Annotated in this window: 19 protein-coding genes; 10 read left to right on the top strand and 9 right to left on the bottom strand. The window is 73.9% G+C overall.

Going from position 1 to position 23,453, the window contains the following annotated elements; genetic code table 11:
* The first annotated feature begins 186 nt into the window (after positions 1 to 186).
* Both ACFU9E_RS01640 and ACFU9E_RS01635 read left to right on the top strand, forming a co-directional pair.
* Entirely contained in the window at positions 187 to 1,686 is a 1,500-nt protein-coding gene (locus ACFU9E_RS01640; protein WP_380714700.1) for a glycosyltransferase family 39 protein, read from the top strand.
* Between the two features lie 99 nt (positions 1,687 to 1,785).
* On the top strand, positions 1,786 to 2,733 hold the full coding sequence (locus ACFU9E_RS01635; RefSeq protein WP_380687647.1) for a YhjD/YihY/BrkB family envelope integrity protein: 948 nt from the start codon (positions 1,786 to 1,788) through the stop codon (positions 2,731 to 2,733).
* Between the two features lie 38 nt (positions 2,734 to 2,771).
* On the opposite strand, the gene ACFU9E_RS01630 is transcribed toward ACFU9E_RS01635, so the two are convergent.
* Positions 2,772 to 5,123: a hypothetical protein gene (locus tag ACFU9E_RS01630; RefSeq protein ID WP_380689379.1), complete on the bottom strand. Its 2,352-nt coding sequence runs from the start codon at positions 5,121 to 5,123 to the stop codon at positions 2,772 to 2,774.
* 300 nt (positions 5,124 to 5,423) lie between these two features.
* On the opposite strand from ACFU9E_RS01630, the gene ACFU9E_RS01625 reads away from it, so the two are divergent.
* The 3 genes from ACFU9E_RS01625 (at position 5,424) to ACFU9E_RS01615 (ending at position 7,904) form a co-directional block, all read left to right on the top strand.
* Positions 5,424 to 6,179, top strand: coding sequence for a GPP34 family phosphoprotein (locus ACFU9E_RS01625; RefSeq protein WP_380689382.1), 756 nt, complete (start codon positions 5,424 to 5,426; stop codon positions 6,177 to 6,179).
* Positions 6,180 to 6,834: 655 nt separating this feature from the next.
* Complete coding sequence (locus tag ACFU9E_RS01620) at positions 6,835 to 7,698, top strand: helix-turn-helix domain-containing protein (RefSeq protein WP_380687316.1); 864 nt, start codon at positions 6,835 to 6,837, stop codon at positions 7,696 to 7,698.
* On the top strand, positions 7,695 to 7,904 hold the full coding sequence (locus ACFU9E_RS01615) for a DUF397 domain-containing protein (protein WP_380687318.1): 210 nt from the start codon (positions 7,695 to 7,697) through the stop codon (positions 7,902 to 7,904). The genes ACFU9E_RS01620 and ACFU9E_RS01615 overlap by 4 nt, the downstream gene beginning before the upstream one ends.
* A 157-nt stretch (positions 7,905 to 8,061) precedes the next feature.
* Here the strand turns inward: ACFU9E_RS01615 and ACFU9E_RS01610 are convergent, their stop codons facing one another.
* Positions 8,062 to 9,177, bottom strand: coding sequence for an ADP-ribosylglycohydrolase family protein (locus tag ACFU9E_RS01610; RefSeq protein ID WP_380687320.1), 1,116 nt, complete (start codon positions 9,175 to 9,177; stop codon positions 8,062 to 8,064).
* 185 nt (positions 9,178 to 9,362) lie between these two features.
* Complete coding sequence (locus ACFU9E_RS01605; protein WP_380687322.1) at positions 9,363 to 11,981, bottom strand: bifunctional FO biosynthesis protein CofGH; 2,619 nt, start codon at positions 11,979 to 11,981, stop codon at positions 9,363 to 9,365.
* A 188-nt stretch (positions 11,982 to 12,169) separates the two neighbouring features.
* Between ACFU9E_RS01605 and ACFU9E_RS01600 the strand changes: the two genes are divergently transcribed.
* Genes ACFU9E_RS01600 through ACFU9E_RS01590 form a run of 3 tightly spaced genes read left to right on the top strand, consistent with a single transcriptional unit; the run spans position 12,170 to position 15,364 of the window.
* Positions 12,170 to 13,453 carry an outer membrane lipoprotein carrier protein LolA gene (locus ACFU9E_RS01600; RefSeq protein WP_380687324.1) on the top strand — a complete coding sequence of 428 codons (1,284 nt, stop codon included), beginning with the start codon at positions 12,170 to 12,172 and terminating at the stop codon, positions 13,451 to 13,453.
* Positions 13,454 to 13,509: 56 nt separating this feature from the next.
* Positions 13,510 to 14,493 carry an ABC transporter ATP-binding protein gene (locus ACFU9E_RS01595; RefSeq protein WP_380714699.1) on the top strand — a complete coding sequence of 328 codons (984 nt, stop codon included), beginning with the start codon at positions 13,510 to 13,512 and terminating at the stop codon, positions 14,491 to 14,493.
* Positions 14,480 to 15,364, top strand: coding sequence for an ABC transporter permease (locus ACFU9E_RS01590; RefSeq protein ID WP_380690198.1), 885 nt, complete (start codon positions 14,480 to 14,482; stop codon positions 15,362 to 15,364). Before ACFU9E_RS01595 ends, ACFU9E_RS01590 begins: the two co-directional genes overlap by 14 nt.
* On the opposite strand, the gene rarD is transcribed toward ACFU9E_RS01590, so the two are convergent.
* Both rarD and ACFU9E_RS01580 read right to left on the bottom strand, forming a co-directional pair.
* Positions 15,354 to 16,334, bottom strand: coding sequence for an EamA family transporter RarD (gene rarD, locus ACFU9E_RS01585; protein WP_380714698.1), 981 nt, complete (start codon positions 16,332 to 16,334; stop codon positions 15,354 to 15,356). The genes ACFU9E_RS01590 and rarD overlap by 11 nt on opposite strands.
* Positions 16,335 to 16,481: 147 nt before the next feature.
* Positions 16,482 to 17,333: an SDR family oxidoreductase gene (locus tag ACFU9E_RS01580; RefSeq protein ID WP_380690228.1), complete on the bottom strand. Its 852-nt coding sequence runs from the start codon at positions 17,331 to 17,333 to the stop codon at positions 16,482 to 16,484.
* A 122-nt stretch (positions 17,334 to 17,455) separates the two neighbouring features.
* On the opposite strand from ACFU9E_RS01580, the gene ACFU9E_RS01575 reads away from it, so the two are divergent.
* Positions 17,456 to 17,875, top strand: a complete 420-nt coding sequence (locus ACFU9E_RS01575; RefSeq protein WP_380690230.1) for a winged helix-turn-helix transcriptional regulator — start codon at positions 17,456 to 17,458, stop codon at positions 17,873 to 17,875.
* A gap of 98 nt (positions 17,876 to 17,973) precedes the next feature.
* Complete coding sequence (locus ACFU9E_RS01570; protein WP_380690226.1) at positions 17,974 to 18,174, top strand: DUF6011 domain-containing protein; 201 nt, start codon at positions 17,974 to 17,976, stop codon at positions 18,172 to 18,174.
* Between the two features lie 74 nt (positions 18,175 to 18,248).
* On the opposite strand, the gene ACFU9E_RS01565 is transcribed toward ACFU9E_RS01570, so the two are convergent.
* The 4 genes from ACFU9E_RS01565 to ACFU9E_RS01550 form a co-directional block, all read right to left on the bottom strand.
* Positions 18,249 to 19,301: a thiamine pyrophosphate-dependent enzyme gene (locus ACFU9E_RS01565; protein WP_380688372.1), complete on the bottom strand. Its 1,053-nt coding sequence runs from the start codon at positions 19,299 to 19,301 to the stop codon at positions 18,249 to 18,251.
* Positions 19,298 to 21,277: a 2-oxoacid:acceptor oxidoreductase subunit alpha gene (locus ACFU9E_RS01560; protein WP_380688374.1), complete on the bottom strand. Its 1,980-nt coding sequence runs from the start codon at positions 21,275 to 21,277 to the stop codon at positions 19,298 to 19,300. Before ACFU9E_RS01560 ends, ACFU9E_RS01565 begins: the two co-directional genes overlap by 4 nt.
* 235 nt (positions 21,278 to 21,512) lie before the next feature.
* Positions 21,513 to 22,175, bottom strand: a complete 663-nt coding sequence (locus ACFU9E_RS01555) for a LuxR C-terminal-related transcriptional regulator (RefSeq protein ID WP_380688376.1) — start codon at positions 22,173 to 22,175, stop codon at positions 21,513 to 21,515.
* Between the two features lie 127 nt (positions 22,176 to 22,302).
* Positions 22,303 to 23,313: a polyprenyl synthetase family protein gene (locus ACFU9E_RS01550; RefSeq protein ID WP_355374374.1), complete on the bottom strand. Its 1,011-nt coding sequence runs from the start codon at positions 23,311 to 23,313 to the stop codon at positions 22,303 to 22,305.
* Positions 23,314 to 23,453 lie beyond the last annotated feature (140 nt).

The following is a 23,453-nucleotide window of genomic DNA, read 5'->3' as shown; positions in this document are numbered from 1 at the left end:
CAGATGGGACGGGGGCCGTCCGCCCGGCCGATCGGGGCGCGGTTAGCCTGGGGGAACGGACCTCGGACCGACGGGGCCCGGGGCCCCTCCGGCGGGGGAAGAGGACGGGAGCGGCAGATGGCGTCGGGTGACCGGTGGGACCGGGGGCCCGTCCTCCGTCTCGCACGGAAGGCGGCCGGGCCGTTCGTGTGGCTGGCGCCCGCGCTGGTCATGCTGACGGTGGGCGCCTACCGGCTGGGGACACCGGCACTGTGGCGGGACGAGGTGGCGAGCTGGGTCTCGGCCACCCGGACGCTGGGCGACCTGCTGCGGATGCTGCAGCACGTGGACGCCAGCAACGGCGCCTACTACGTCCTGCTGCACTGCTGGACGACCCTGTTCGGCGACTCCGAGATCTCGCTGCGGCTGCCCTCCGTCCTGGCGATGGCGGGCGCGGCCGCGTTCACCGCGCTGACCGCCGAGCGGCTGTTCGGCGGCCGGGTCGCGGGCGTCTGCGCCGGGCTGCTCTTCGCGATGGTCCCGCTGATCTCCCGGTACGCCCAGGAGGCCCGCTCGTACGCGCTGGTGACCTGTGCCGTCGCGGCGGCGGGCTGGTTCCTGCTGCGCGCCCTGGAACGGCCGACGCTGGGCCGGTGGGCGCCCTACGGCCTGGCGATGGCGGTGGCCGGCGCGGCGCACCTGGTCTCGCTGAGCGCCCTGGCCGGTCAGGCCGCGCTGGTCGCCCCGTACCTGTGGCGGACCCGTGGACCGGCGCGGCGGCGGCTGCTCGCGGGGCTCGTGCTGGTGCTCGCCGCCCTGGTGGCGGCGGTGCTTCCGGTGGCGCTGCTGGGCCGCCGGCAGTCCGAGCGCCAGCTGGGCTGGCTCGGCCGGCCGACCCTGGACCAGCTGTGGCACTTCGGCGAGCCGCTGTTCGGCTCGGCCCGGGTCTTCCACGTCTTCCTGGTGCTGGCGCTGCTGGCCCTCGCGCTGCCCGGGCGGCGCGGTCCGGCGCTGCGGCTGCTGCTGCTCGCGGTGCTGCCGGTGCTGGCGGTCTGGGCCTTCTCGTTCGGCCCGACCTCGTACTTCCTCGACCGGTACCTGCTGTTCACGGTGCCCGCGTGGGCCGCGCTGGCCGGCTGCGGGATAGGCGCGGGCTACGCGGCGGTGACCGCGGCGGCCCGGCCCGGCCGGACCCCGCCGGAAGTGCGGGCGGCCGGCCTGCTGCTCGCGGTCGGCGTGGTGGCGGTGGCCGGGGTGACGGCCCTGCCGAAGCAGTCCCTGGTGCGCTACGCGGGCTCGCACGCGCAGTCGAAGGAGCCGTACCGGGAGGTGGCCCGGCTGATCGCGGCCGGCTACCGGCCGGGCGACGGGCTGGCGGTGCCGCTCGGCGACCAGGCCTGGTCGATGGTCGGCCCGGGTGTCTCCTACTACCTTCCGGCCGGTGTCCGCCCGTACCCCCTGTTCGAGGCGACCGGGGCGGTCCGGGCCGAGGACCTCTTCCCGGTGCCGTGCCCGCACCCCGCGGAGTGCACCGGCACGGGCAGCCGCGCCTGGCTGGTCGTCCTGGGCAACACCGCGGACCCGCTGGCCGCGGTGCCCGCCGATCAGGCGGACGCGCTGCGCGCCCGGTTCGGGACGCCGCAGCAGGTGACGCCGCTGGGCGGGATGACGCTGGCGCTGCTGGACGGGACCCGCGCCGGGAGCTGAACCCGCGGGCTGAACCCCCGCGCGCGTCGGCGATCCGGGTGCGCGGGGCCCGGGGCGGGGCGACCATGGAGCACGGCGACCATGGTCGGGAGGACGGCGGTGAGCGAGCAGCCGAACGGGCAACCGGCGGGCCCGGGCGGCGACGACCGGGACGAGCACGCCACCCACGACGAGCGGCGGACCACCCGGTGGCGGCGCCGGTCGGCGGACCTGGCCGGATCCGCCCGCGGACTGCCCGACCAGGTCCCGGTGGTCGGCCGCGCGCTGCGCCAGCTGCTCCGGGTCAACCTGCTGGACTCCGCGACCCGGCTGGCCGCCCAGGCGTTCCTGAGCGCGCTGCCCGCCCTGTTCGTCGTCGCGGTCTTCGCCCCCGCGGCGATCCGCGACGGCGTGGTGCACTCGCTCCGCAAGGAACTCGGCCTGCAGGGCCAGGCGGCGCAGTCGGTGCAGCAGATGCTCGGGAACGGGCACGAGCAGGAGACCGGCTTCGGGATGGTCGGCGCGCTGGTGACCCTGCTGTCGGCGACGGCGCTGAGCCGGGCGATGCAGCGGGTCTGCGAACGCTGCTGGGAACTGCCCAGGTCAGGGACCAGGGTGGCGGCCTGGCGCTGGCTCGCCTGGCTGCTGGTCTGGCTGGTCTGCCTGGCGTTCCAGACCCCGGTGAAGGACGGCTTCGGCCTGGGCGCCTGGCTGGGCGTGCCGCTGACCTTCCTGCTCGCGACGGCGTTGTGGTGGTGGACCCAGCACCTGCTGCTGGGCGCCCGGGTGCGCTGGCTGCCCCTCCTGCCGGGCGCGTTGCTCTGCGGCGTGGGGGTGGTGGGGATCGGGGTGGCCTCGCGGGTCTACCTGCCGGCCGCGATGAACCGCAGCATCGGCAAGTTCGGCCCGTTCGGCGTGGTGTTCACCGGCCTGTCCTGGCTGATCGTGGTGTTCACCGGGCTGACCCTGGCCATCGCGCTGGGCCGGGTGGTCGCCGAGGAGGAGGCGGTCGCCCGGCTGCTGGGCTCGCGCACCGCACCGGGACAGTGGGGCGGCCCGCGGTTCTGAACCGCGGGCCGCCCCAAGCCGTCCTCAACGGGCGCGGCTCACAGCGCGCGGGTCAGCCGGGAGACGATGGACGGCGGGGCGAGGTCGGAGCGGAGCACGACCGGCACCTCCACCCGGCTGTCGCCCTCGCCCGCGCGCAGCACGCCGACCTTGGTGCCGGCCGCCGCCTGGTGGCCGACCTTCAGCGGGTCCAGCACCAGGGTGCCGGTGACGCCGGGGAAGCCGGCCACCGTGAGGTCCTGGGCGGCGACCACCGGGACGGAGCCGCCGAGGCCGTCCTCGATCCGGCCGACCACGTCGCCCTGCTTGGCCAGGGTCTGCCCGGTGAGCCCGTCCTGCGCGGCCTGGATCTGCTTGGCGCTGACGGTCTGCACCACCTTGAGGATGCTCGGCTCGGCGGTGGTCGCCGGCTGGCCCAGGGTGACGCCGAGGATCAGTCGCCGGACACCGGCGATCTCCTTGTAGGCGGCCCACATCAGGCAGCCGCCGGCCGGGGTGCTGGAGCCGGTCTTGACCCCGATGATGCCGTTCTTCGGGGAGATCAGGGTGTTGGTGTTGGAGATCTTCTGGTTGTTGAAGGTGGTGTCCGGGGTGGAGACGATCTGCCGGAAGATCTCGTCCTGCATCACCTGTCCGGCCAGCTTCAGCTGGTCCTTGGCGGTGCTCTTGGTCTCCGGGTTGAAGCCCGCCGGGTCGGTGTAGGTGGTGTTGGCCATGCCGAGCCTGGCGGCGGCGTCGTTCATCTTCTTGACGAACGCCTCCTCCGACCCGGCGTCCCAGCGGGCCAGCAGCCGGGCGACGTTGTTGGCGGAGGGCAGCATCAGCAGCTCCAGCGCCTGGTACTGGCTGATCTGCTGGCCCTCGGTCAGGGTGACCCGGGACTCGTCGACGTTGCCGGACTCCTGGGCGGCCTGCTTGTCGACGGTGATCTTCGGACCGGCCTCGCCCTTCTTCAGCGGGTGCGCCTGGAGGACGAGGTAGGCGTTCATGACCTTGGTGACGCTGGCGATCGAGGCCGGCGTCTCCGGGCCGGAGCTGCCCAGGCTGCCGATGCCGACCACCTCGGCGGCCGACTGCCCCTTGGCCGGCCAGGCCAGGTCGAGCGGGCCGCCGGGGAAGCCGAAGCCGTCGGCGGCGGTCATCCGCACCTTGCCGGCCGGCAGCGGGCGCAGCAGCTGGGCGGTGACCACGGCGCCGAGGACGACGGCGAGGAAGAGCGTCCAGATGGTGATCCGCTTGAGCGCGCGGCGCAGCGGCGAGACCGGCCGGCCGTTGAGCGCGGCCAGCACCTCCATCGCCTCGGAGGTGGATTCCGGGAAGGGCTGCGGCTCCGGCGCGGGCGCCGGCAGCGGCTCGGGGGTCGGCAGCGGCTCGGGCACGGGCAGCGGCTGCGGGGCCGGGGCGGGCTTCGGCTTCGGTTTCGGCGCGGGGGCGGGCAGCGGCTCCGGGCCGGGGACCGGCTCGGGTTCGGGCAGCGGCTTCGGCTCCGGCTCCGGCTCGGGAACCGGCTCCGGGACGGGGGCCGGCTCGGGCAGCGGGCCCGGGGCGGGCGGGGCCGGGACGGTGTCCGTGTCGGGGACGGCCGCGGCCGCGACGGCGGGGAGGCGCAGGACGCGGGTCCGTTCGGCGTTCTCCCGCTTCTCGAACTTCTCGGCACGCGCGGGCGGCTCGGTCTCCGTCCCGGAGGTCCCGGCGTCGACGTCGGAGGTGTCGGAGACGTCCGAGGCGTCCGAGGCGTCCGAGGCGTCCGAGGCATCGTGGACGTCGGCTTCGACGTCGGCCTCGGCGGCCGGACGGCCCTCCCGGCCGACCGCCGGGCCGGTCCGCATGGCGAGACGGGGGTCGGTGCCGACCGGGCGTTCCGGCGCATCGCCCCCGGCCGAGCCCGCCGGCTCGGCGCTGCCGCTCGCCGTGGCGCCGGCGGGCTCGCGCAGCTCATCGGGCAGGCGCAGCGCGGTGGTCCGGTCGTCGGCGGGCATCCGCAGGGAGGTGGTGGCCTGGTCGGCGGGCAGTCGCAGGGAGGTCGTCCGGATGTCCGCATCCCGGACGCGCAGCTGCACCGTGGGGCCCGGCCGGACCGCCGGCGCCGCCTTGTCGGCCTCGGCCGCGTCGGCCTCCCCGCCACCGTCCGGGTCCGCGTCGGTGTCAGCGTCCGCGTCCGGGTCGGCGTCGGCGGAGGAGCCGGCGGCGGCGGAGGAGCCGGCGTCGGCGGCGGGGGCGTGATCGGCGTCGGCGGCCTCGGCGGACGCTTCCGGCCGCTCGGGCTCCCCCGCCGGGCCGGCCGTCGCCGCGGCCGTCCCCTCGGTCACCGCGTCGGAACCGGCCCGTTCGCCGTCCCGCTCCCGCGCCCGCTCGCCGTCCCGCAGCACCCTGTCGGGGGACTCGCCCACGTAACCCAGCCTCCTCAACGCCCGGCGGGGCGCCGGCAAGCCCGTATTTCGGGAAGCCGGCACCCCGCCCCGTGTACCTGTACAGTCTCCGCCACCGGCGCCCGAATCGGGTCGCCCACACCCCGCCCGACCGGCGCTTATTGCCGCGGCACGGCCGCGCTCCGGCCTGTTCAACGGTCAGACGCCGGGCCCGCCACGGCCGGTTCCCCCGCTCGATCGCAAGGTCACGATTCGGAGGCGTACTCGACAAGCCCGTGTGAGAGGCGTCACGCTGTTTCCCATCCACGCGGGGAGGCTTGGATGGGCAAGAGCCGCAGAACTGTTCCCGAGGAGCTCTTGCTGCTCGCTTTGGACCCGGCCACGGGTACCACTGCGCAGCCGCAGACCCTCGACCTCGGACTCGCCGGGGCCCAGCTCGTCGAGCTGTCCCTGGCCGGACGGATCATTCCGGAGGGCGACCGGATCGCCGTGGTGCTGCCACGGCCTACCGGCGACCCGACACTCGACCACGCGCTGGAACTGCTGCGCCGACGCGGCAGTCCGGTCCGCGCGGCGCACTGGATCGGCGGGCCACGGCTGGGGCTGCGGCAGACCTATCTGGCGCACCTGGAGCGGTGCGGCATGGTCACCGCCGTGCCCGGTCAGGTGTGCGGGGTGCTGCCGACGACCCGCTACCAGGCGTCGGACGACTGCACCAACGCCGCGATCAAGCAACGGCTGGACACCGCGATCCGCACCGGCGTGCCGCCGGACCCACGGACGGCGGCGCTCGCCGCGCTGGCGCACTCGGTCGGGCTGGGCAAGCACCTCTACCCGGGCAACGAGGGCCGTTCCTCGCGCTCCCGGCTGCGCGATCTGATCCGCTACGACCCGCTGGGCGGGATGGTCGCGCACGCCGTGATGGACGTGCAGAACGGCCTGCCGGGCCAGCAGAACCGTTCCGCCCAGGCCGGGCCGGCCGCGGCGGGCTCGGGCGGCCGGGCCGGCCAGCGCCCGGCGGCCGGGCGCGGCAGCGGCGGCGGACGGGTCGCGGCGTCCCGCGTCGGAGTCCGCTGACGCCTCCGCGGTGCCTCTGCGGCGCCTCCGCGGCCGCGGAACCGACCGGATCGCACGGCCCCACGGGACCACGCGGTGCGACGGTGCCCCGCGGCACCGGGTCCGGCCGCCGGACCCCCGGGGCCGTGCCCGGAGCCGGACGCGCCCCGCCGCACCACCTGGCGCGCCGGCCATCGACCGGCGCACGGAGCAGCGCACACCGCACCGCTCACGCCCTACGGCGGCGATGAGCAACCAGCAGCACCCGTACCGAGAAGGGGCGGTCGCCCGCGCCGGAAGTCGCCGGGCGACCGCCCCTCCGGCATCCCCCCGGCCGGTCCGGCCCCGACCCGGACCCCACCCGGACCTTCGGCCGCATACCGCCCCCGCACGTGCCACCAGCACCTGCGCAGCCCCAGGGGCCGCACCCGCACCACGCCCGTCACGCCGTCGCACCACCACCGGACCGGACCCCGGCGCCCCTACCACTCGGGGGTCCCCCTTGTCTCGCCGAAGCGCTTTTCCGATGATCTGTTCTACTGCGCTCCGGTCATTTCCCGGCGCCGAACTGATCCGGGGTGACATGCTGCTCACCGTCAGGGGGTTGATCCAGATTTCCACCGTGTTCCGAGGACTTCCGTTCCAACGATCACCAGAGGTCCGACCGGAGGCCGACGTGTCCGCGAACATCAATCCCACGGTGCGCCGCCGGCGCCTCGGCGCGGAACTGCGCAAGCTCCGGGACCAGGCCGGGATGACCGCCGAGGAGGTGGCCGGCCGGCTGATGGTCTCCCAGTCGAAGATCAGCCGCCTGGAGAACGGCCGCCGCAGCATCAGCCAGCGGGACGTCCGTGACCTCTGCGACGTCTACGACGTCACCGACGACGCGATGCGGGCCAGCCTGATGGAGATGGCCCGGGAGTCCCGGCAGCGCGGCTGGTGGCACGACTTCAACGACATGCCCACGCCCTACAGCGTGTACATCGGCCTGGAGGCCGAGGCCTCCTCGATCCGCGCCTACGAGTCCTCCTTCGTGCCCGGCCTGCTGCAGACCGAGCAGTACGCGCAGGCCGTGGTCGAGGGCACCCAGCCGGACACCGACGCGCTCGCCGTGCAGCGCCGGGTCCAGGTCCGGATGAAGCGCCAGGACCGGGTCAACGGCGAGAACCAGCTGGGCAGCCTGTGGACCGTGATAGACGAGGCGGTGCTGCGCCGGGAGGTCGGCAGCAAGGAGGTGATGGCCCACCAGCTGAAGCACATGCTGGAGCTGAGTCAGCGCCCCAACATCACCATCCAGGTCATCCCGTTCTCGCACGGTGCCCACCCCGGTATGACCGGGACATTCTCCCTGTTGGAGTTCCCCGAGTCAGCCGATTCCACAGTTGTCTACTTCGAAGGGGTGACGAGCGATCTCTACCTGGAGAAGGAGGCCGACGTGCGCCGCTATACCAGTCTCTACGACCACCTGCGGGCGGCCGCGCTCGGGGTGGCCGAGACCCGGACACTGATAGCCGACATTGAAGAGGGATACCACCGATGAGCACCACCTTCGAGAACGGCACGAGCTGGCGCAAGAGCAGTCACAGCGGCGGCAACGGCGCCTGTGTGGAGATCCGCGTACCGGCCACCGACCTGGTGGCGGTCCGTGACTCCAAGGACCCACAGGGTCCTCAACTGCGGTTCTCCGCCGAAGCCTGGAACGCGTTCGCCGCCGACGCGGGCGCCGGGGTGTTCGGCGGGTTCTGATCCGCTCCGTACCGCTTCTCGGCCAGGTGCCCGTAGCGGTGTCCACCGCCCTCCCCGGGCGGCGGACACCGCTACGGGCATCTTCGCGTCCGGCAGGCATGACCTCGTCAAAGAATTCCCGGTGGAGAAGACCGCCCCCTCCTCCGGCGGCCGGGTCTCAGCCGAGCACCGGGTAGCGGGCCGCCCAGGCCGCGCCCTCCGGGGTGTCCGCGCTGTGCAGTTCGGGCCCGTGCATCAGCTCCAGGACGAAGTCGTCCGCCAGCTCCAGCAGCGCCCCGCGCCCCTCCAGCCCCGCCACCAGGCCCGGCGGCAGCGCCGTGTCACCGTGCAGCACCCCGAGCAGGTTGCCGCAGATCGCCCCCGTGGAGTCGCTGTCCCCGGAGTGGTTGACCGCCAGCAGCAGCCCGGACCGGACGTCGTGCGCGACCAGCGCGCAGTACACCCCGATCGCCAGCGCCTCCTCGGCTACCCAGCCCTCCCCCAGCGCCTCGACCCGCTCGGCGGACGGCTCCCCCGCCCGCACCGCGTCCAGCGCCGCCCGCAGCGCCGCCGTGGTCTCCTCGTGCGCCGGCCGCTCGGAGAGCAGCGCGAGCGCCAGGTGCACCCCCTCCTCCAGGGTGCCGCCGCGGGCCGCGGTCTGGACGATCACCGCCAGCGCGCCGGCCGAGAGGTAGCCGGTGGGGTGACCGTGGGTCAGCACCGAGCACTCCACCGCCAGCTGGAACACCAGGCTCGGCTCCCAGGTGGTCAGCAGCCCGAACGGGGCCGCCCGCATCACCGTGCCGCAGCCCTTGGAGTGCGGGTTCTTCGGCACCTCCAGGGTGCCCAGCCGCTCGGCGTCCGGACCGGAGAGGCCGGACAGGCAGGCCTGGCCCGGCGCGCGCTGCGCGTACAGCCACTCCTCGCGGCCCAGCCAGCCGAGGTCGGCGCGCCGCTCGTCCGGGCCCCAGTCCCGCTGGGTGGCGGCCCAGCGCAGGTAGGCGCGGTGGACGTCGGTGGGCGGGTGCCAGCTGCCGGTGTCCCGGCGGATGTGCGCGCGGATCAGCCCGTCCAGGGTGAACAGCACCATCTGGGTGTCGTCGGTGACCGCGCCGAGCCGCCCGTACGCCGGGACGTACCCCGTGACGCCGAGCGGCCCGTGCGCGGCCCGGATCTTCTCCAGCGACTCGAACTCGACGCCCGCGCCGAGGGCGTCCCCGACCGCCCCGCCCAGCAGGCACCCCCGCACCCGGCTGCGGAAGTCCTGCTGCTGGGCGCGGGACCACAGTGGCATCACGACGGGCGCCTTTCGTCCGGGTTCGGGCGGGGTCGCGCGACGCACGGCCGGTCGCGCGCCCTCGCACTGTATTCGAATGCCCGAACGGGACGGCAGGGTTCCCGCTCCACCGGATCGCCACCGGATGTTCGGCCGGCCGACGGGCTCCCCGGGTTGGAACGCGCCCTTCCGGGTGTGACGGCTCAGTCCACCAGCGGCAGCAGCTCCGGCAGGTGCCCGTCCGAGGCCAGCGCGGCGGCCAGCCGCTCGGCCGGCACCTCGCCGTAGGTGGTGGTGCGCTGCCGGTGCGGACGCCCGGCCGCCTCGGCGATCGCCCGCAGCTCCCGGACCGACTTGTAGCTCCCGTACGCCGACCCGGCCATCCGCGAGATGGTCTCCTCCATCAGCGTGCCGCCCAGGTCGTTGGCGCCCGAGCGGAGCATCTCGGCGGCCCCCTCGGCACCCAGCTTCACCCAGCTGGTCTGGATGTTGCGGATGTGCGGGTGGAGCAGCAGCCGGGCCATCGCGACCACCGCCCGGTTGTCCCGCGCGGTCGGGCCCGGCCGGGCGATCCCGGCCAGGTAGACCGGGGCGTTGGTGTGGATGAACGGCAGCGTCACGAACTCCGTGAAGCCGCCGGTGCGCTGCTGGATCCCGGCCAGCAGCCGCAGGTGGCCGACCCAGTGCTTCGGGGTGTCCACATGGCCGTACATCATCGTGGACGAGGAGCGGATGCCCAGCTCGTGCGCGGTGGTGACGACCTCCACCCAGGTCGCGGCCGGCAGCTTGCCCTTGGTGAGCACCCAGCGGACCTCGTCGTCGAGGATCTCGGCGGCGGTGCCCGGGATGGTGTCCAGCCCGGCCTCCTGGGCCCGCTGCAGCCAGTCCCGGATCGACAGCCCGGTCCGGGTGGCGCCGTTGACCACCTCCATCGGCGAGAAGGCGTGCACATGGATGCCGGGCACCCGCTCCTTCACCGCGCGCGCGATGTCGAAGTAGGCGGTGCCGGGCAGGTCGGGGTGGATGCCGCCCTGCATGCAGACCTCGGTGGCGCCGACCTCCCAGGCCTGCGCGGCCCGGTCGGCGACCTGCTCCAGCGAGAGGCTGTAGGCGTCCGCGTCGGTGCGGCGCTGGGCGAAGGCGCAGAACCGGCAGCCGGTGTAGCAGACATTGGTGAAGTTGATGTTGCGGGTGACGCAGTAGGTGACCTCGTCGCCGACCGCGTCGCGGCGCACCGCGTCGGCGATCCGGCAGAGCGCGTCCAGCGCCGGGCCGTCCGCCTGGAACAGCGCCAGCGCCTGCTCGTCGGTCAGCCGGACCGGGTCGTCGGCGGCCACCGCGAGGGCGGCCCGGACCTCGGCGTCCAGCCGCTCCGGCGCCCCGGCCGAGCCGCCGGGACCGCCGGAGGCGCCCGGTGCGGAGGCGGCCGAGGCGGCCGCCTGCTCGCGCAGCACCTCCCAGTCGCCGTAGACGTCCTCGAAGTCGGCCCGCCGGTCGCCGGTCCGGCCCTCGGTGTCGATGGTGCTGTGCAGGTCGGTGCGCCCGTACGAGTCCGGCAGGTCCTCGGGCTCCTGCCAGGGGTGCCCGGTGACCACCGCGTCGGGCCGGGCCAGGCCGGTCCGCGGGTCGGCCAGCGCCCGGACGTGCGGCAGCACCCGCGGGTCCAGCCAGGGCTCGCCGCGCAGGACGTACTCGGGGTAGACGGCGAGCCGCTCGCGCAGCTCGAAGCCGGCCGCGGCCGAGCGCTCCGCCAGCTTGTCGATCTGCGGCCAGGGGCGCTCGGGGTTGACGTGGTCGGGGGTCAGCGGGGAGACGCCGCCCCAGTCGTCGATGCCGGCCGCGATCAGCCGCTCGTACTCGCCGTCCACCAGGTTCGGCGGCGCCTGCAGGCAGGCCGACGGGCCCATGATGTGCCGGGCCACCGCGACGGTGGCGACCAGCTCGTCCAGCTCCGCGTCCGGCATGCCGCGCATCGCGGTGTCCGGCTTGGCGCGGAAGTTCTGCAGGATCAGCTCCTGCACGCCGTGGTAGGCCCGCGCGACCCGGCGCAGCGCGAACAGCGACTCGGCGCGCTCCTCGTAGGTCTCGCCGATGCCGATCAGCAGGCCGCTGGTGAACGGCACCGAGCTGCGGCCGGCGTCCTCCAGCACCCGCAGCCGGACGGCCGGCTCCTTGTCGGGCGAGCCGAAGTGCGGGCCGCCGGGCTCGCTCCACAGCCGGGTGGCGGTGGTCTCCAGCATCATGCCCATCGAGGCGGAGACCGGCTTGAGCCGCTGGAAGTCGGTCCAGCTCAGCACCCCGGGGTTGAGGTGCGGGAGCAGCCCGGTCTCCTCCAGGATGCGGATCGACATGGCGCGCACGTACGCGATGGTGTCGTCGTAGCCGTGCGCGTCCAGCCACTCGCGGGCCTCCGGCCAGCGGTCCTCGGGCTTGTCCCCGAGCGTGATGAGCGCTTCCTTGCAGCCGAGCTCCGCGCCCCGGCGGGCGACCTCCAGCACCTCGTCCGGAGACATGAACATTCCGTGTCCCTCCCGGCGCAGCTTGCCGGGGACGGTGACGAAGGTGCAGTAGTGGCACTTGTCCCGGCAGAGCCGGGTGAGCGGGATGAACACGCTCTTGGAGTAGGTGATGACGCCGGGCCGGCCGGCCGCGTCTAGGCCGGCGTCGCGGACCCGGGCGGCGCTCGCACAGAGGTCGCGCAGGTCATCGCCTCTGGCCCGGAGCAGTACCGCCGCCTCGGTCGCGTCCAGCGCGACGCCGTCCCGGGCCCGGCGCAGGGCGCGCCGCATCGCATTCGCGGTCGGGCTGTTGGTTGCGTCCATGCCGCGACCCTACGCCAGTTCACGTACGTTCCTCGTGCGTTCGGAGGACTCGACCCTGAGTCCCCCTCAGGGTCGGGTGCGCCGCGAGGCCGACCCGGAACCAACCCTGCAGGGCGATGACGCGAGCGCCCCGGGACCGTCTAATGGGTATCCAGGGAAAGTCGTTGACCGACGGAGGGGTTGGACGGATGACGGACGACAGGGCGACCGCGGGCGGCGGCCCGGCGGACGAATGGCAGGGCACGGCTCCCTACCGGTCGCGCCGGCGCACCCTGGTGCGGGTGGCCGTGCCGCTGGCGATCACGGCCACGATCGCCGCCGGGGTGGGACTGGTGCCGGCGCTGGCGGACTCCTCGCCGCCGGAGCTGCCCGCGCTGACGGCGGAGCAGGTGGTGGCGAAGGTGCTCGGCTCGGAGGCGCAGACGCTCTCCGGCACGGTGTCGGTCTCGACCGACCTCGGTGTGCCGACCCAGCTGCTGGGCGCGGCGGGCGGCGGGCTCGCGGCGGCCGGTGGCGGGGAGCGCGGCGGGGACAAGCCGTCGGGCGCCGCGCCCACCGCGAAGCTCACCGGTCTGCTCGGCGGTGACCACACGCTGCGGGTCGCGGTGGACGGGCCGGACCGGCAGCGGATCGGCCTGCTGGAGCAGCTCTCCGGCTACGAGCTGATCCGCAACGGCGACCAGGCCTGGGCCTGGGACAGCAGCACCAACGAGGCCGTGCACCTGACCGGGACCGGGCGGGACGCGGCGGACGGCCACCGGGGCAAGGCTCCGCTGACCGGCGTGCCGACCACCCCGCAGGAGGCGGCCCGGCAGTTCCTGACCGCGAGCGCGCAGACCACCGCCGTCACCGTGGACGGCACCGCGACCGTGGCCGGGCAGAAGGCCTACCGGCTGAGCGTGAAGCCCACCGGGTCCGGCTCGACGATCGGCGAGGTGCGGATCGCGGTGGCCGCCGACAACGGGGTGCCGCTGTCGGTCGTGGTCAAGGGCACGGACGGCGGCACGGTGCTGGACGTGCACTTCACCCAGGTCTCGTTCGCCCGGCCGGACGCGAAGACCTTCGAGTTCACCCTGCCCAAGGGCGCCAAGGTGACGGAGCAGAAGGCGTCCGACGCGCCGCGCGCCGAGGCGGCCCCGGAGGAGGCCAAGGCCGCCACCGAGGGCCTGAACGTGATCGGTGAGGGCTGGACGGCCGTGCTGTCCGCGAAGCTGCCGAGCGGCGACGTGTTCGTCCCGGCCGAGGGCAAGGGTCCGCGCGGCAAGGGCGGGCACGGTCCGGGCGGACGCCCGGGTGCCGGCGCGGGCACCACCCAGAACCCGCTGGCGCTGGTCAAGTCGCTGGGCAAGCCGGTCGCCGGCGGCTCGCTGATCAGCACCAAGGTGCTCAACGTCCTGGTCACCGACGACGGACGGGTCTTCGCGGGCGCGGTCACCCCGTCGGTGCTGCAGAGTGCGGCCGGGGTGAAGTAGTGACCCAGGCTCCCGTAACGGGGGACGTTACGGAGCCGGCCGGGGGGCCGGGCGCGGTGTCGCGCCCGGCCCCCGGTGCCGCTTCGCCCTCCCGCCCGTCCGACGACGTGATCAGCACCAGGGGTCTGACCAAGCGGTTCCGCGGCGGCCAGCTCGCCGTGGACGGGCTGGACCTGAGCGTCCCCCGGGGTTCGGTCTTCGGCTTCCTCGGCCCCAACGGCTCCGGCAAGACCACCACGATCCGGATGCTGATGGGCCTCATCGCCCCCAGCGCCGGGGTGGCGACGGTGCTCGGCGAGCCGATGCCGCAGTCGGTGGCCTCGGTGCTGCCCCGGGTCGGCGCCCTGATCGAGGGGCCGGCGCTGTACGGCTTCCTCTCCGGCCGGGACAACCTGGCCCGGTTCGACGCCGCCGACCCGACGTCCGATCCGCGCACCCGCAAGCTCCGGGTCGCCGAGGCGCTGGACCGGGTCGGTCTGGCCGCCGCGGCCGGCAAGAAGGCCCGGGCCTACTCGCTGGGCATGAAGCAGCGGCTGGGCCTGGCCTCGGCGCTGCTCCAGCCGCGCGAACTGCTCGTCCTGGACGAGCCCACCAACGGCCTGGACCCGCAGGGCATGCGGGAGATCCGGGCGCTGGTCCGGGAGGTCGCGGCCGAGGGCACCACGGTCTTCCTCTCCTCGCACCTGCTGGACGAGATCGAGCAGGTCTGCACGCACGCCGCGGTGATGTCGCGCGGCCGGCTGGTGGTGCAGGGCACCGTCGCCGAGCTGGCCGCCCGGGTCCGCGGCCGGCTGGTGGTACGGACCCCGGACACCCACCGGGCCGGTGAGGTGCTGCTCGCCCACAAGGTCACCGAGGTCCGGATCGGCGAGGGCCGGGTGGACGGCGACATCACCTCGCTCGCCGAGGACGCGCTGCCCGGGCTGGTCGCGGCGCTGGTCGCGGCGGACGTCCGGGTGCACGGCTTCGGCGTGGAGCGGGGCACATTGGAGGACGCCTTCGTGGCGCTGACCGGGGAGGGCTTCGATGTCGCGGGCTGAGGCGGTGCCGGCCCTCGCGGCCGTGGCGCCCGGGCGGCGGCCGCAGACGGCGGCCGGGTTCCTGGCGCTGTTCCGCAACGAGCTGCTGCTGACCTTCCGCCGGATGCGGACGATCGTGCTGCTCGGGATCCTGGCGGTGCTGCCGGTGCTGATCGGCGTGGTGGTCAAGATCAACACGGACGGGGCGCGCGGCGGCGAGGGCCCGGCGTTCATCGCCCAGGTCACCCAGAACGGCCTGTTCCTGGTGTTCACCGCGCTGGCGGTGGCGCTGCCGGTCTTCCTGCCGATGACGGTCGGCGTGGTCGCCGGGGACTCGGTGGCGGGCGAGGCGGCCACCGGCACCCTGCGCTACCTGCTGGTGGCGCCGGCCGGGCGGACCAGGCTGCTGGCCGCCAAGTTCACCGCCGGGCTGTCGTTCTGCCTGGCGGCGACGGTGACCGTCGCGCTCTCCGCGGTGATCGCCGGGACGGTGCTGTTCCCGGTCGGCGACGTCACGCTGATCTCCGGCGAGACCATCGGCCTGGGCCCGGCGCTGCTGCGGGCGGTGCTGGTGGCCGCCGTGGTGGCCGCCTCGCTGGCCGGGCTGGTCGCGATCGGGCTGTTCGTCTCGACGCTCACCGGCAGCGGCATCGCGGCGATGGCGGCCACCGTCGGTCTGGTGGTCACGGTGCAGATCCTGGACGCCTTCCCGCAGCTGCACGCCATCCAGCCGTTCCTCTTCACCCACCACTGGCTCACCTTCGGCGACCTGCTGCGGGAGCCGATGTACTGGGACGGGGTGCTGAAGAACCTCGGGCTGCAGGCCGCCTACGTGGCGGTGTTCGGCTCGGCGGCGTGGTCCCGGTTCACCTCGCGGGACATCACCGCCTGACCGGCACCGCGTCGGCGGGAGCGGTGCTCGAAGCGGCGGCCGTCCGGGCCCGGACGGCCGCCCGGTCGGCCCGGACCCGCCGCAGCGCGTCCCAGGTGAGCAGCGCGAGCGCCACCCACACCAGGGCGAAGCCGGCCCAGCGGGCGGGCGGCATCGACTCGTGGAAGACCGCGACGCCGATCAGGAACTGGAACACCGGCGCCAGGTACTGCAGCAGGCCGATCACGCTCAGCGGCACCCGGACGGCGGCGGCGCCGAAGAGGAGCAGCGGGACGGCGGTGATCACGCCGCTGAGCACCAGCAGCCCGGTGTGCCCCCAGCCGTACTCACCGGGCACGGTGTGCCCGAAGGTGCCGCGACCGGAGACCTGCAGGTAGACCAGGTAGCCGAGGGCGAAGGGGAACAGGAAGGCGGTCTCGGCGGCCAGGCTCTCCAGCCCGCTCAGTCCGACCGTCTTCTTCAGCAGCCCGTAGGTGGCGAAGGAGAACGCCAGGGTCAGCGCGATCCACGGCAGCCGCCCGTAGCCGATGGTCAGCACCACCACCGCGAGGACGCCGATGCCCACCGCCGCCCACTGGGCGGTGCGCAGCCGCTCCTTGAGCACCAGCACGCCGAAGGCGATGGTGACCAGCGGGTTGATGAAGTAGCCGAGGCTGGTCTCCACCACGTGCCCGGCGTTGACGCCCCAGATGTAGACGCCCCAGTTGACCGAGATCACGGTGGCGGCGGCGCCCAGCATGGCGAGCCGGCGGGGCTGGCGCAGCAGCGGGCGGATCCAGCCCCAGTGGCGCTGGACGACCAGCAGCAGGACGACCGCGACCAGCGACCAGACCATCCGGTTGGCCAGGATGTCGTCGGCGGCGCCGGGCTCCAGCAGCGGCCAGAAGAGCGGGAACAGGCCCCATATGCCGTAGGCCGCGAAGCCGTACCAGAGGCCGCGTCCGGCCTCGTGCTGGGTTGTCTCTGGCATGGCCCGTCCGCCCTCCGCGCGCGAGTGTCGAGCCGACGGTAGCGGGCACGGCCGGGCCTGTCATCTCCGTATTCGGTTTTTGGTCATGACATCGCCCGCGGCGGGTGCCGCGGGCGATGTCACGACCGGGTGCCCGACCGGGGCGGCTCAGGCACCCAGGGCGGTCCGCACGCTCTGCGCCAGCGGAACGGTCGGGCGGCCGATCAGCCGGGCCAGGTCGCCCGGGGTGCCGGCCAGCTCGCCGCGCGCGATGCCGGCGTCGACGTCGACCAGGATCCCCGCGAAGCCCTCCGGCAGGCCCGCGCCGACCAGGATCCGCAGGTGCTCCTCCGGCGTCACCGGGTGGAACACGACCGGCTTGCCCGAGGCGAGGGCCAGCTCGGCGGCCAGCTCCGGCAGGCTCCAGGCGGCGTCGCCGCTCAGCTCGTACACCGCGCCCTCGTGGCCCTCGCCGGTGAGCACGGCCACCGCCGCGTCGGCGTAGTCCCGGCGCGGGGCGGTGGCGATCCGGCCGTCCTCGCCGGCGCTGCCGACCACCGCGCCGCGCTCGACCGTGCCGGCCGCGTCGCCCAGGTAGTTCTCGGTGTACCAGCCGTTGCGCAGCAGGGCGAAGGGCAGCCCGGACTCGCGGATGAGGGCCTCGGTGGCCTTGTGCTCGTCGGCCAGCTTGAAGGTGGCCACACCCGGCGCACTCGTGTAGGCGAGCAGCGCGACCCCGGCGGCGCGCGCCGCCTCGACCACGGCAGTGTGCTGCGGCATCCGGTTGCCGACCTCGCTGCCCGAGACGAACAGCACCCGGTCGCCGGCGGCGAAGGCACCCGCCAGGCTCTCCGGGCGGTCGTAGTCGGCCACCCGCACGGTCACGCCGCGCTCGGCGAGGTCGGCGGCCTTCTCCGCGGAGCGGACGACCACCGCCACCTCACTCGCGGGGACCTTGGCCAGCAGCCCCTCGACGACGAGGCGGCCGAGCTGTCCGGTGGCTCCGGTGACGACGTACATGGTGCTGCTCCCTGTTCCCTGAGGTGGCTGTCCATTGGACTTTCGGCTTCGGAACTCACCTTAGGGACGGCACTAACCTTTCGTAAGTACGCACTTCAAAGTAGGGTACTGATATGCAGGTAATGAACACCGCGACCCAGGTGCCCTCGGCCGGCGGCCCCGGCGCCCCGGCCGGCCCGCTGCCCCCGCCCGACGTCTTCGACCGGATGTGCCCGTCCCGGGGCGTTCTGGAACACGTCACCAGCCGCTGGGGCGTGCTGGTGCTCGGCGCGCTGCACGAGCGCGGCTACCGGTTCAGCGAGCTGCGCCGCCGGATCACCGGGGTGAGCGAGAAGATGCTCGCCCAGACGCTGCAGACGCTGGAGCGCGACGGCTTCGTCCTGCGCAAGGCCCATCCGGTCATCCCGCCCCGGGTCGACTACAGCCTGACCCCGCTCGGCCGGGAGGCCTCCCGGCTGGTCGCCGAGCTGGCGCACTGGACCGAGGAACGCGTCCCGGCCGTGCTGGCCGCCCGCGACGAGTACGACGCCCGGGGGCGCTAGACCGGCCCGCCCCCTTCCGTCCTCGGCCCGTCCCCCTCCCGTCCTCGGCCCGTCCTCGGCCCGGCGGCCGTGCCGGGCCCACGGGTACGGTCGGCTCCATGACCACCGCCGACCCCGACCCGCTGCCGGGCACCACCACCCCTGAGGCCGTCCGCCCCCGGGTGACCTGCCGCCGCTGCCACCGCCCCCTGCACGACCCGGAGTCGCGCATCCTGCGCCTCGGCCCGGAGTGCCGCGATCCGGCCGAGCGCGTCCCCCGCTACGAGGTCGACCAGGACCCGCTGCCCGGGCTGGGCTAGCCGCGGGCCGGAACGCGCGGCGGCGCCCCCAGGCCGGGAAGGGCCGGGGGCGCCGCCGCGCTCGTCGGCCGGGCTCAGTCGACCGTCCAGGTGTCGCCGCCCGCGAGCAGCGCGGCCAGCTCGCCCGGGCCGCGGTCGGCGGCGGCGGTGGCCAGCTGGTCGGCCATCAGCTCGTCGTACACCGGGCGCCGGACCTCGCGCAGCACACCGATCGGGGTGTGGTGCAGGGTGTCCGCGTCGGCGATCCGGGAGAGCGCGAACGCCGTGGCCGGGCCGGCCGCGTGGGCGTCGTGGACCAGCAGCGCCGCCTCGTTCGCCGCCGTGACGGCGTCGACGAACAGCTCGCCGTCGGCGCCGCGGAAGACGCCCCGGGCGCCGTCCGCGCCGAAGCGGACCGGCTGCCCGTGCTCCAGCCGGATCAGCGCCTCGTCCCGGGTGCCGGCCTCCTTCAGCACCTCGAACGCGCCGTCGTTGAAGATGTTGCAGTTCTGGTAGATCTCGACCAGCGCGGTGCCCTCGTGCTCGGCCGCCGCCCGCAGCACCGACTGCAGGTGCTGACGGTCGGAGTCGATGGTCCGGGCGACGAAGGTGGCCTCCGCGCCGATGGCCAGCGAGAGCGGGTTGAACGGCGCGTCCAGCGAGCCCATCGGGGTGGACTTGGTGATCTTCCCGAGCTCACTGGTCGGCGAGTACTGGCCCTTGGTCAGGCCGTAGATACGGTTGTTGAACAGCAGGATCTTCAGATTCACATTGCGGCGCAGCGCGTGGATCAGATGGTTGCCGCCGATCGACAGCGCGTCGCCGTCACCGGTCACCACCCAGACGCTGAGGTCCCGCCGGGAGGTCGCCAGCCCGGTGGCGATCGCCGGGGCGCGACCGTGGATCGAGTGCACCCCGTAGGTGTTCATGTAGTAGGGGAACCGGGACGAGCAGCCGATGCCGGAGACGAAGACGGTGTTCTCCCGTCTGATCCCCAGCTCCGGCATGAACGCCTGCACCGCGGCCAGGATCGCGTAGTCACCGCAGCCGGGACACCAGCGCACCTCCTGGTCGGTCTTGAACTCCTTGGCGCTCTGCGGCGCCTCGGCCTTCGGGACCAGCTTCAACGAGGGGAACTTCTCGCTCATCGGTTGTCCTCCTCGTCCAGGGTGCCGATCGCCGCCCACAGCACGTCCGCCAACTGCGCCGCCTTGAACGGCAGTCCGCGCACCTGGTTGTAGGACTCGGCGTCCACCAGGTACTTGGCGCGCAGCAGCAGCGCCAGCTGGCCGAGGTTCATCTCGGGCACGATGACCTTGTCGTAACTCCGCAGCACCGTGCCGAGATCGGCCGGGAACGGGTTGAGGTTGCGCAGGTGCGCCTGCGCGATCCGGCCACCGTCCGCCCGGACCCGGCGGACCGCCGCGGTGATCGGTCCGTAGGTGGAGCCCCAGCCGAGCACCAGCACCCGGGCCTCGCCGTCGGGGTCGTCGACGCCCGTGTCGGGCACCGTGATGCCGTCCACCTTGGTCTGCCGGGTGCGGACCATGAAGTCGTGGTTGGCCGGGTCGTAGGAGATGTTGCCGGTGCCGTCCTGCTTCTCGATGCCGCCGATCCGGTGCTCCAGCCCCGGGGTGCCGGGCAGCGCCCACGGCCGGGCCAGCGTCCTGGGATCGCGCAGGTACGGCCAGAACGCGCCGTCCTCGCGGTTCGGCGCGGTGGCGAAGTCCGGGTCGATCGCGGGCAGTTCGTCGACCTCCGGGATCCGCCAGGGCTCCGAGCCGTTGGCCAGGTAGCCGTCCGAGAGCAGGAAGACCGGGGTGCGGTAGGTGACCGCGATGCGGGCCGCCTCCAGGGCCGCGTCGAAGCACTCGGCCGGGGTGGCCGGCGCCACGATCGGCACCGGGGCCTCGCCGTTTCGGCCGAACATCGCCTGCAGCAGGTCGGCCTGCTCGGTCTTGGTCGGCAGTCCGGTGGACGGGCCGCCGCGCTGGATGTCCACCACCAGCAGCGGGAGTTCGAGCGAGACGGCCAGGCCGATGGTCTCGCTCTTGAGCGCCACGCCGGGGCCGGAGGTGGTGGTCACGCCGAGCGCGCCGCCGAAGGCCGCGCCGAGCGCCGCGCCGATGCCGGCGATCTCGTCCTCGGCCTGGAAGGTGCGCACGCCGAAGTTCTTGTGCCGGCTCAGCTCGTGCAGGATGTCCGAGGCCGGGGTGATCGGGTAGGAGCCCAGGTAGAGCGGCAGCCCCGAGCGCCGGGAGGCGGCGATCAGGCCGTAGGACAGCGCCAGGTTGCCGGAGATGTTGCGGTAGCGGCCCGGCGGCAGCTTGGCCGGCGGCACCTCGTAGGACACCGCGAAGGACTCGGTGGTCTCGCCGAAGTTCCAGCCGGCCCGGAAGGCGGTGATGTTGGCCTCGGCGATCTGCGGCTTCTTGGCGAACTTGGTGCGCAGGAAGGACTCGGTCCCGTGGGTCGGGCGGTGGTACATCCAGGACAGCAGGCCCAGCGCGAACATGTTCTTGGCGCGCTCGGCGTCCTTGCGGGCTAGCCCGCTCTCCTTGAGCGCCTCCAGGGTCAGCGTGGTGAGCGGCACCTTGTGCAGGTGGTAGCCCTGCAGCGAGCCGTCCGCCAGCGGGTCCGCGGCGTACCCGACCTTGGCCAGCGCGCGCTTGGTGAACTCGTCGGTGTTGACGATGATCTCCGCGCCGCGCGGGAGGTCGGGGAGGTTGGCCTTGAGGGCGGCCGGGTTCATCGCCACCAGGACGTTGGGCGCGTCACCCGGGGTCAGGATGTCGTGGTCGGCGAAGTGGAGTTGGAAGGACGAGACACCCGGCAGCGTTCCGGCGGGAGCGCGGATCTCGGCCGGGAAGTTGGGCAGGGTGGAGAGGTCGTTGCCGAAGGACGCCGTCTCCGAGGTGAAGCGGTCGCCGGTGAGCTGCATGCCGTCGCCGGAGTCCCCGGCGAATCTGATGATCACCCGGTCCAGCCTGCGGATCGGCTTGGTGCCCCGGGGCTGTGGACCGACCGGCGCGGCAGGGCCGGAGCGGCCCCCGTCGGGCCCGGAGCGGCCCTCGTCGCCGTCCGAGCCGTCCACTGCTTCTGACTGATCGACCTGACTGGTCACTGCCGCGGACCTCCTCGTGGGCACCAGCCGCGGGCGTGAGCCGTGTGCCCCCGTCCGCCTGGTGCACCTCTCGCATCCTATGCGGGTAAGGATTGCCTTGGACGGAACTCCCCGATGCGGCGGAAAATCACCGCCGAGCTCACGAAAAACGCCGTGGACGACCGATTTCGGACCACGGAGCGACAATTCGGTTCGAACGCGAACGCACCCCTGGAACGGCCCGTCGGCGAGCCGGTCAGGAATTCAGATAAGTCAGCACCGCAAGGACCCGGCGGTGGTCGCCCGGGCTCTGCGCGAACCCCAGCTTCAGGAAGATGTTGCTGACGTGCTTCTCCACCGCGCCCTCGGAGACCACCAGCTGCTTGGCCACCGCGGTGTTGGTCCGGCCCTCCGCCATCAGCCCCAGGACCTCCCGCTCGCGCGGGGTCAGCCCGGCCAGCACATCGCCCTTGCGACTGCGGCTCAGCAGCTGCTGGACGACCTCCGGGTCCAGCGCGGTGCCGCCCTCGGCCACCCGGACCACGGCGTCCACGAACTCGCGGACCTCGGCGACCCGGTCCTTCAGCAGGTAGCCCACACCACGGGTGGAACCGGCCAGCAGTTCGGAGGCGTAGCGCTCCTCGACGAACTGCGACAGCACCAGCACGCCGAGCTCCGGGAACAGGCCGCGCAGGGTGACGCAGGCGCGCAGGCCCTCGTCGGTGTGGGTGGGGGGCATCCGCACGTCGGAGACCACCACATCGGGCAGCGCGCCGTCGGCCGCCAGCTCGTGGATCGTCTTGACCAGCGCCTCGCCGTCCCCGACGCCGGCCACGACCTCCAGGCCGCGGTCGGTGAGCAGCCTGGTCAGCCCCTCCCGCAGCAGTACGGAGTCCTCGGCGATGACGACGCGAAGCATGGCGGCCTTCCGGATGGGCGGAGGTGCGGACACGGTGCTGACGGGTGTCAGTCTCCCCCATCCGCGCGCCCCTCGGGACCGTGGACCCCATTTCGCCCGGCCCGCCCCGGACCGGGCCGCCGCACCGTCACATGGTGCGGATGGCCACCGAGTCGCAGAGCGCCTGGAGCGCCTCCTTGGCCGGGCCGTCGGGCAGCGGGTCCAGCAGGGTGCGGGCCTCCTCGGCGTGCCGCAGGGTCTCCCGGCGGGCGTGCTCCAGCGCCGGGTGGCGGCGCAGCAGCCGCAGGGCCTCGGCGTGCAGCTCGTCGTCGGCGAGGTCCTTGCGGAGCAGCTCGCGCAGCCGGGTGTCCTCCGGATCGGCCGGGTCGGCGGGCATCTGGCGCAGCAGCAGGGTCGGCAGGGTCTCCACGCCCTCGCGCAGGTCGGTGCCGGGGGTCTTGCCGGACTCGTGGCCGTCGCTGGCGATGTCCAGGACGTCGTCGGCCAGCTGGAAGGCGATGCCGATCCGCTCCCCGAACGCGCTGAGGATGTCGATCACCCACGGCTCGGCGCCGGCCGCCAGCGCTCCTATCCGGCAGGAGACGGCGATCAGCGAGCCGGTCTTGCCGGCCAGCACGTTCAGGTAGTGGTCGAGCGGGTCGTCCTCCGGGCCGGGGCCGGCGGTCTCCAGGATCTGTCCGGTGACCAGCCGCTCGAACGCGTCGGCCTGCAGCCGCACGGCCTCCGGGCCGAGGTCGGCGAGCACCTGGGAGGCGCGGGAGAAGAGGAAGTCGCCGGTCAGGATGGCGACCGAGTTGTCCCAGCGCGAGTTGGCGCTGGGCGCGCCGCGTCTCACCGGGGCCTCGTCCATGACGTCGTCGTGGTACAGCGTGGCCAGGTGGGTGAGCTCGACGACGACGGCCGCCGGGACCACCCCGGGCGCGCCGGCGTCACCGAACTGGGCGGCGAGCAGTACCAGCAGCGGGCGGAAGCGCTTGCCGCCGGCCTCGATCAGGTGGCTGGCGGTCACGGTGATGAACGGGACGTCACTCTTCACGGCGTCGGTGAGCGCGGTCTCCACCGCGTCCATCCCGGCCTGGACGTCGCGGGTCAGATCGCGGTCCTGCACGCTGAGCCCAAAGGGTCCCACGACGGTCACGAAGACCACTCCTCTGTCCCTGGTCGATCTAGCGGCCCGGTCCCTGAGTGCCGCCGCTGGCCATACAGGCAGGGTATCCGGTCGCGAGTGGATCACTGCACGGGCGTGCGGCTCTGTCGCGCCCGGGGCGTCCCCGCTGG

Source organism: Kitasatospora sp. NPDC057595 (genome assembly GCF_042800875.1).
GTDB lineage: Bacteria > Actinomycetota > Actinomycetes > Streptomycetales > Streptomycetaceae > Kitasatospora.
This window is presented reverse-complemented; position numbering and strand designations above follow the sequence as displayed.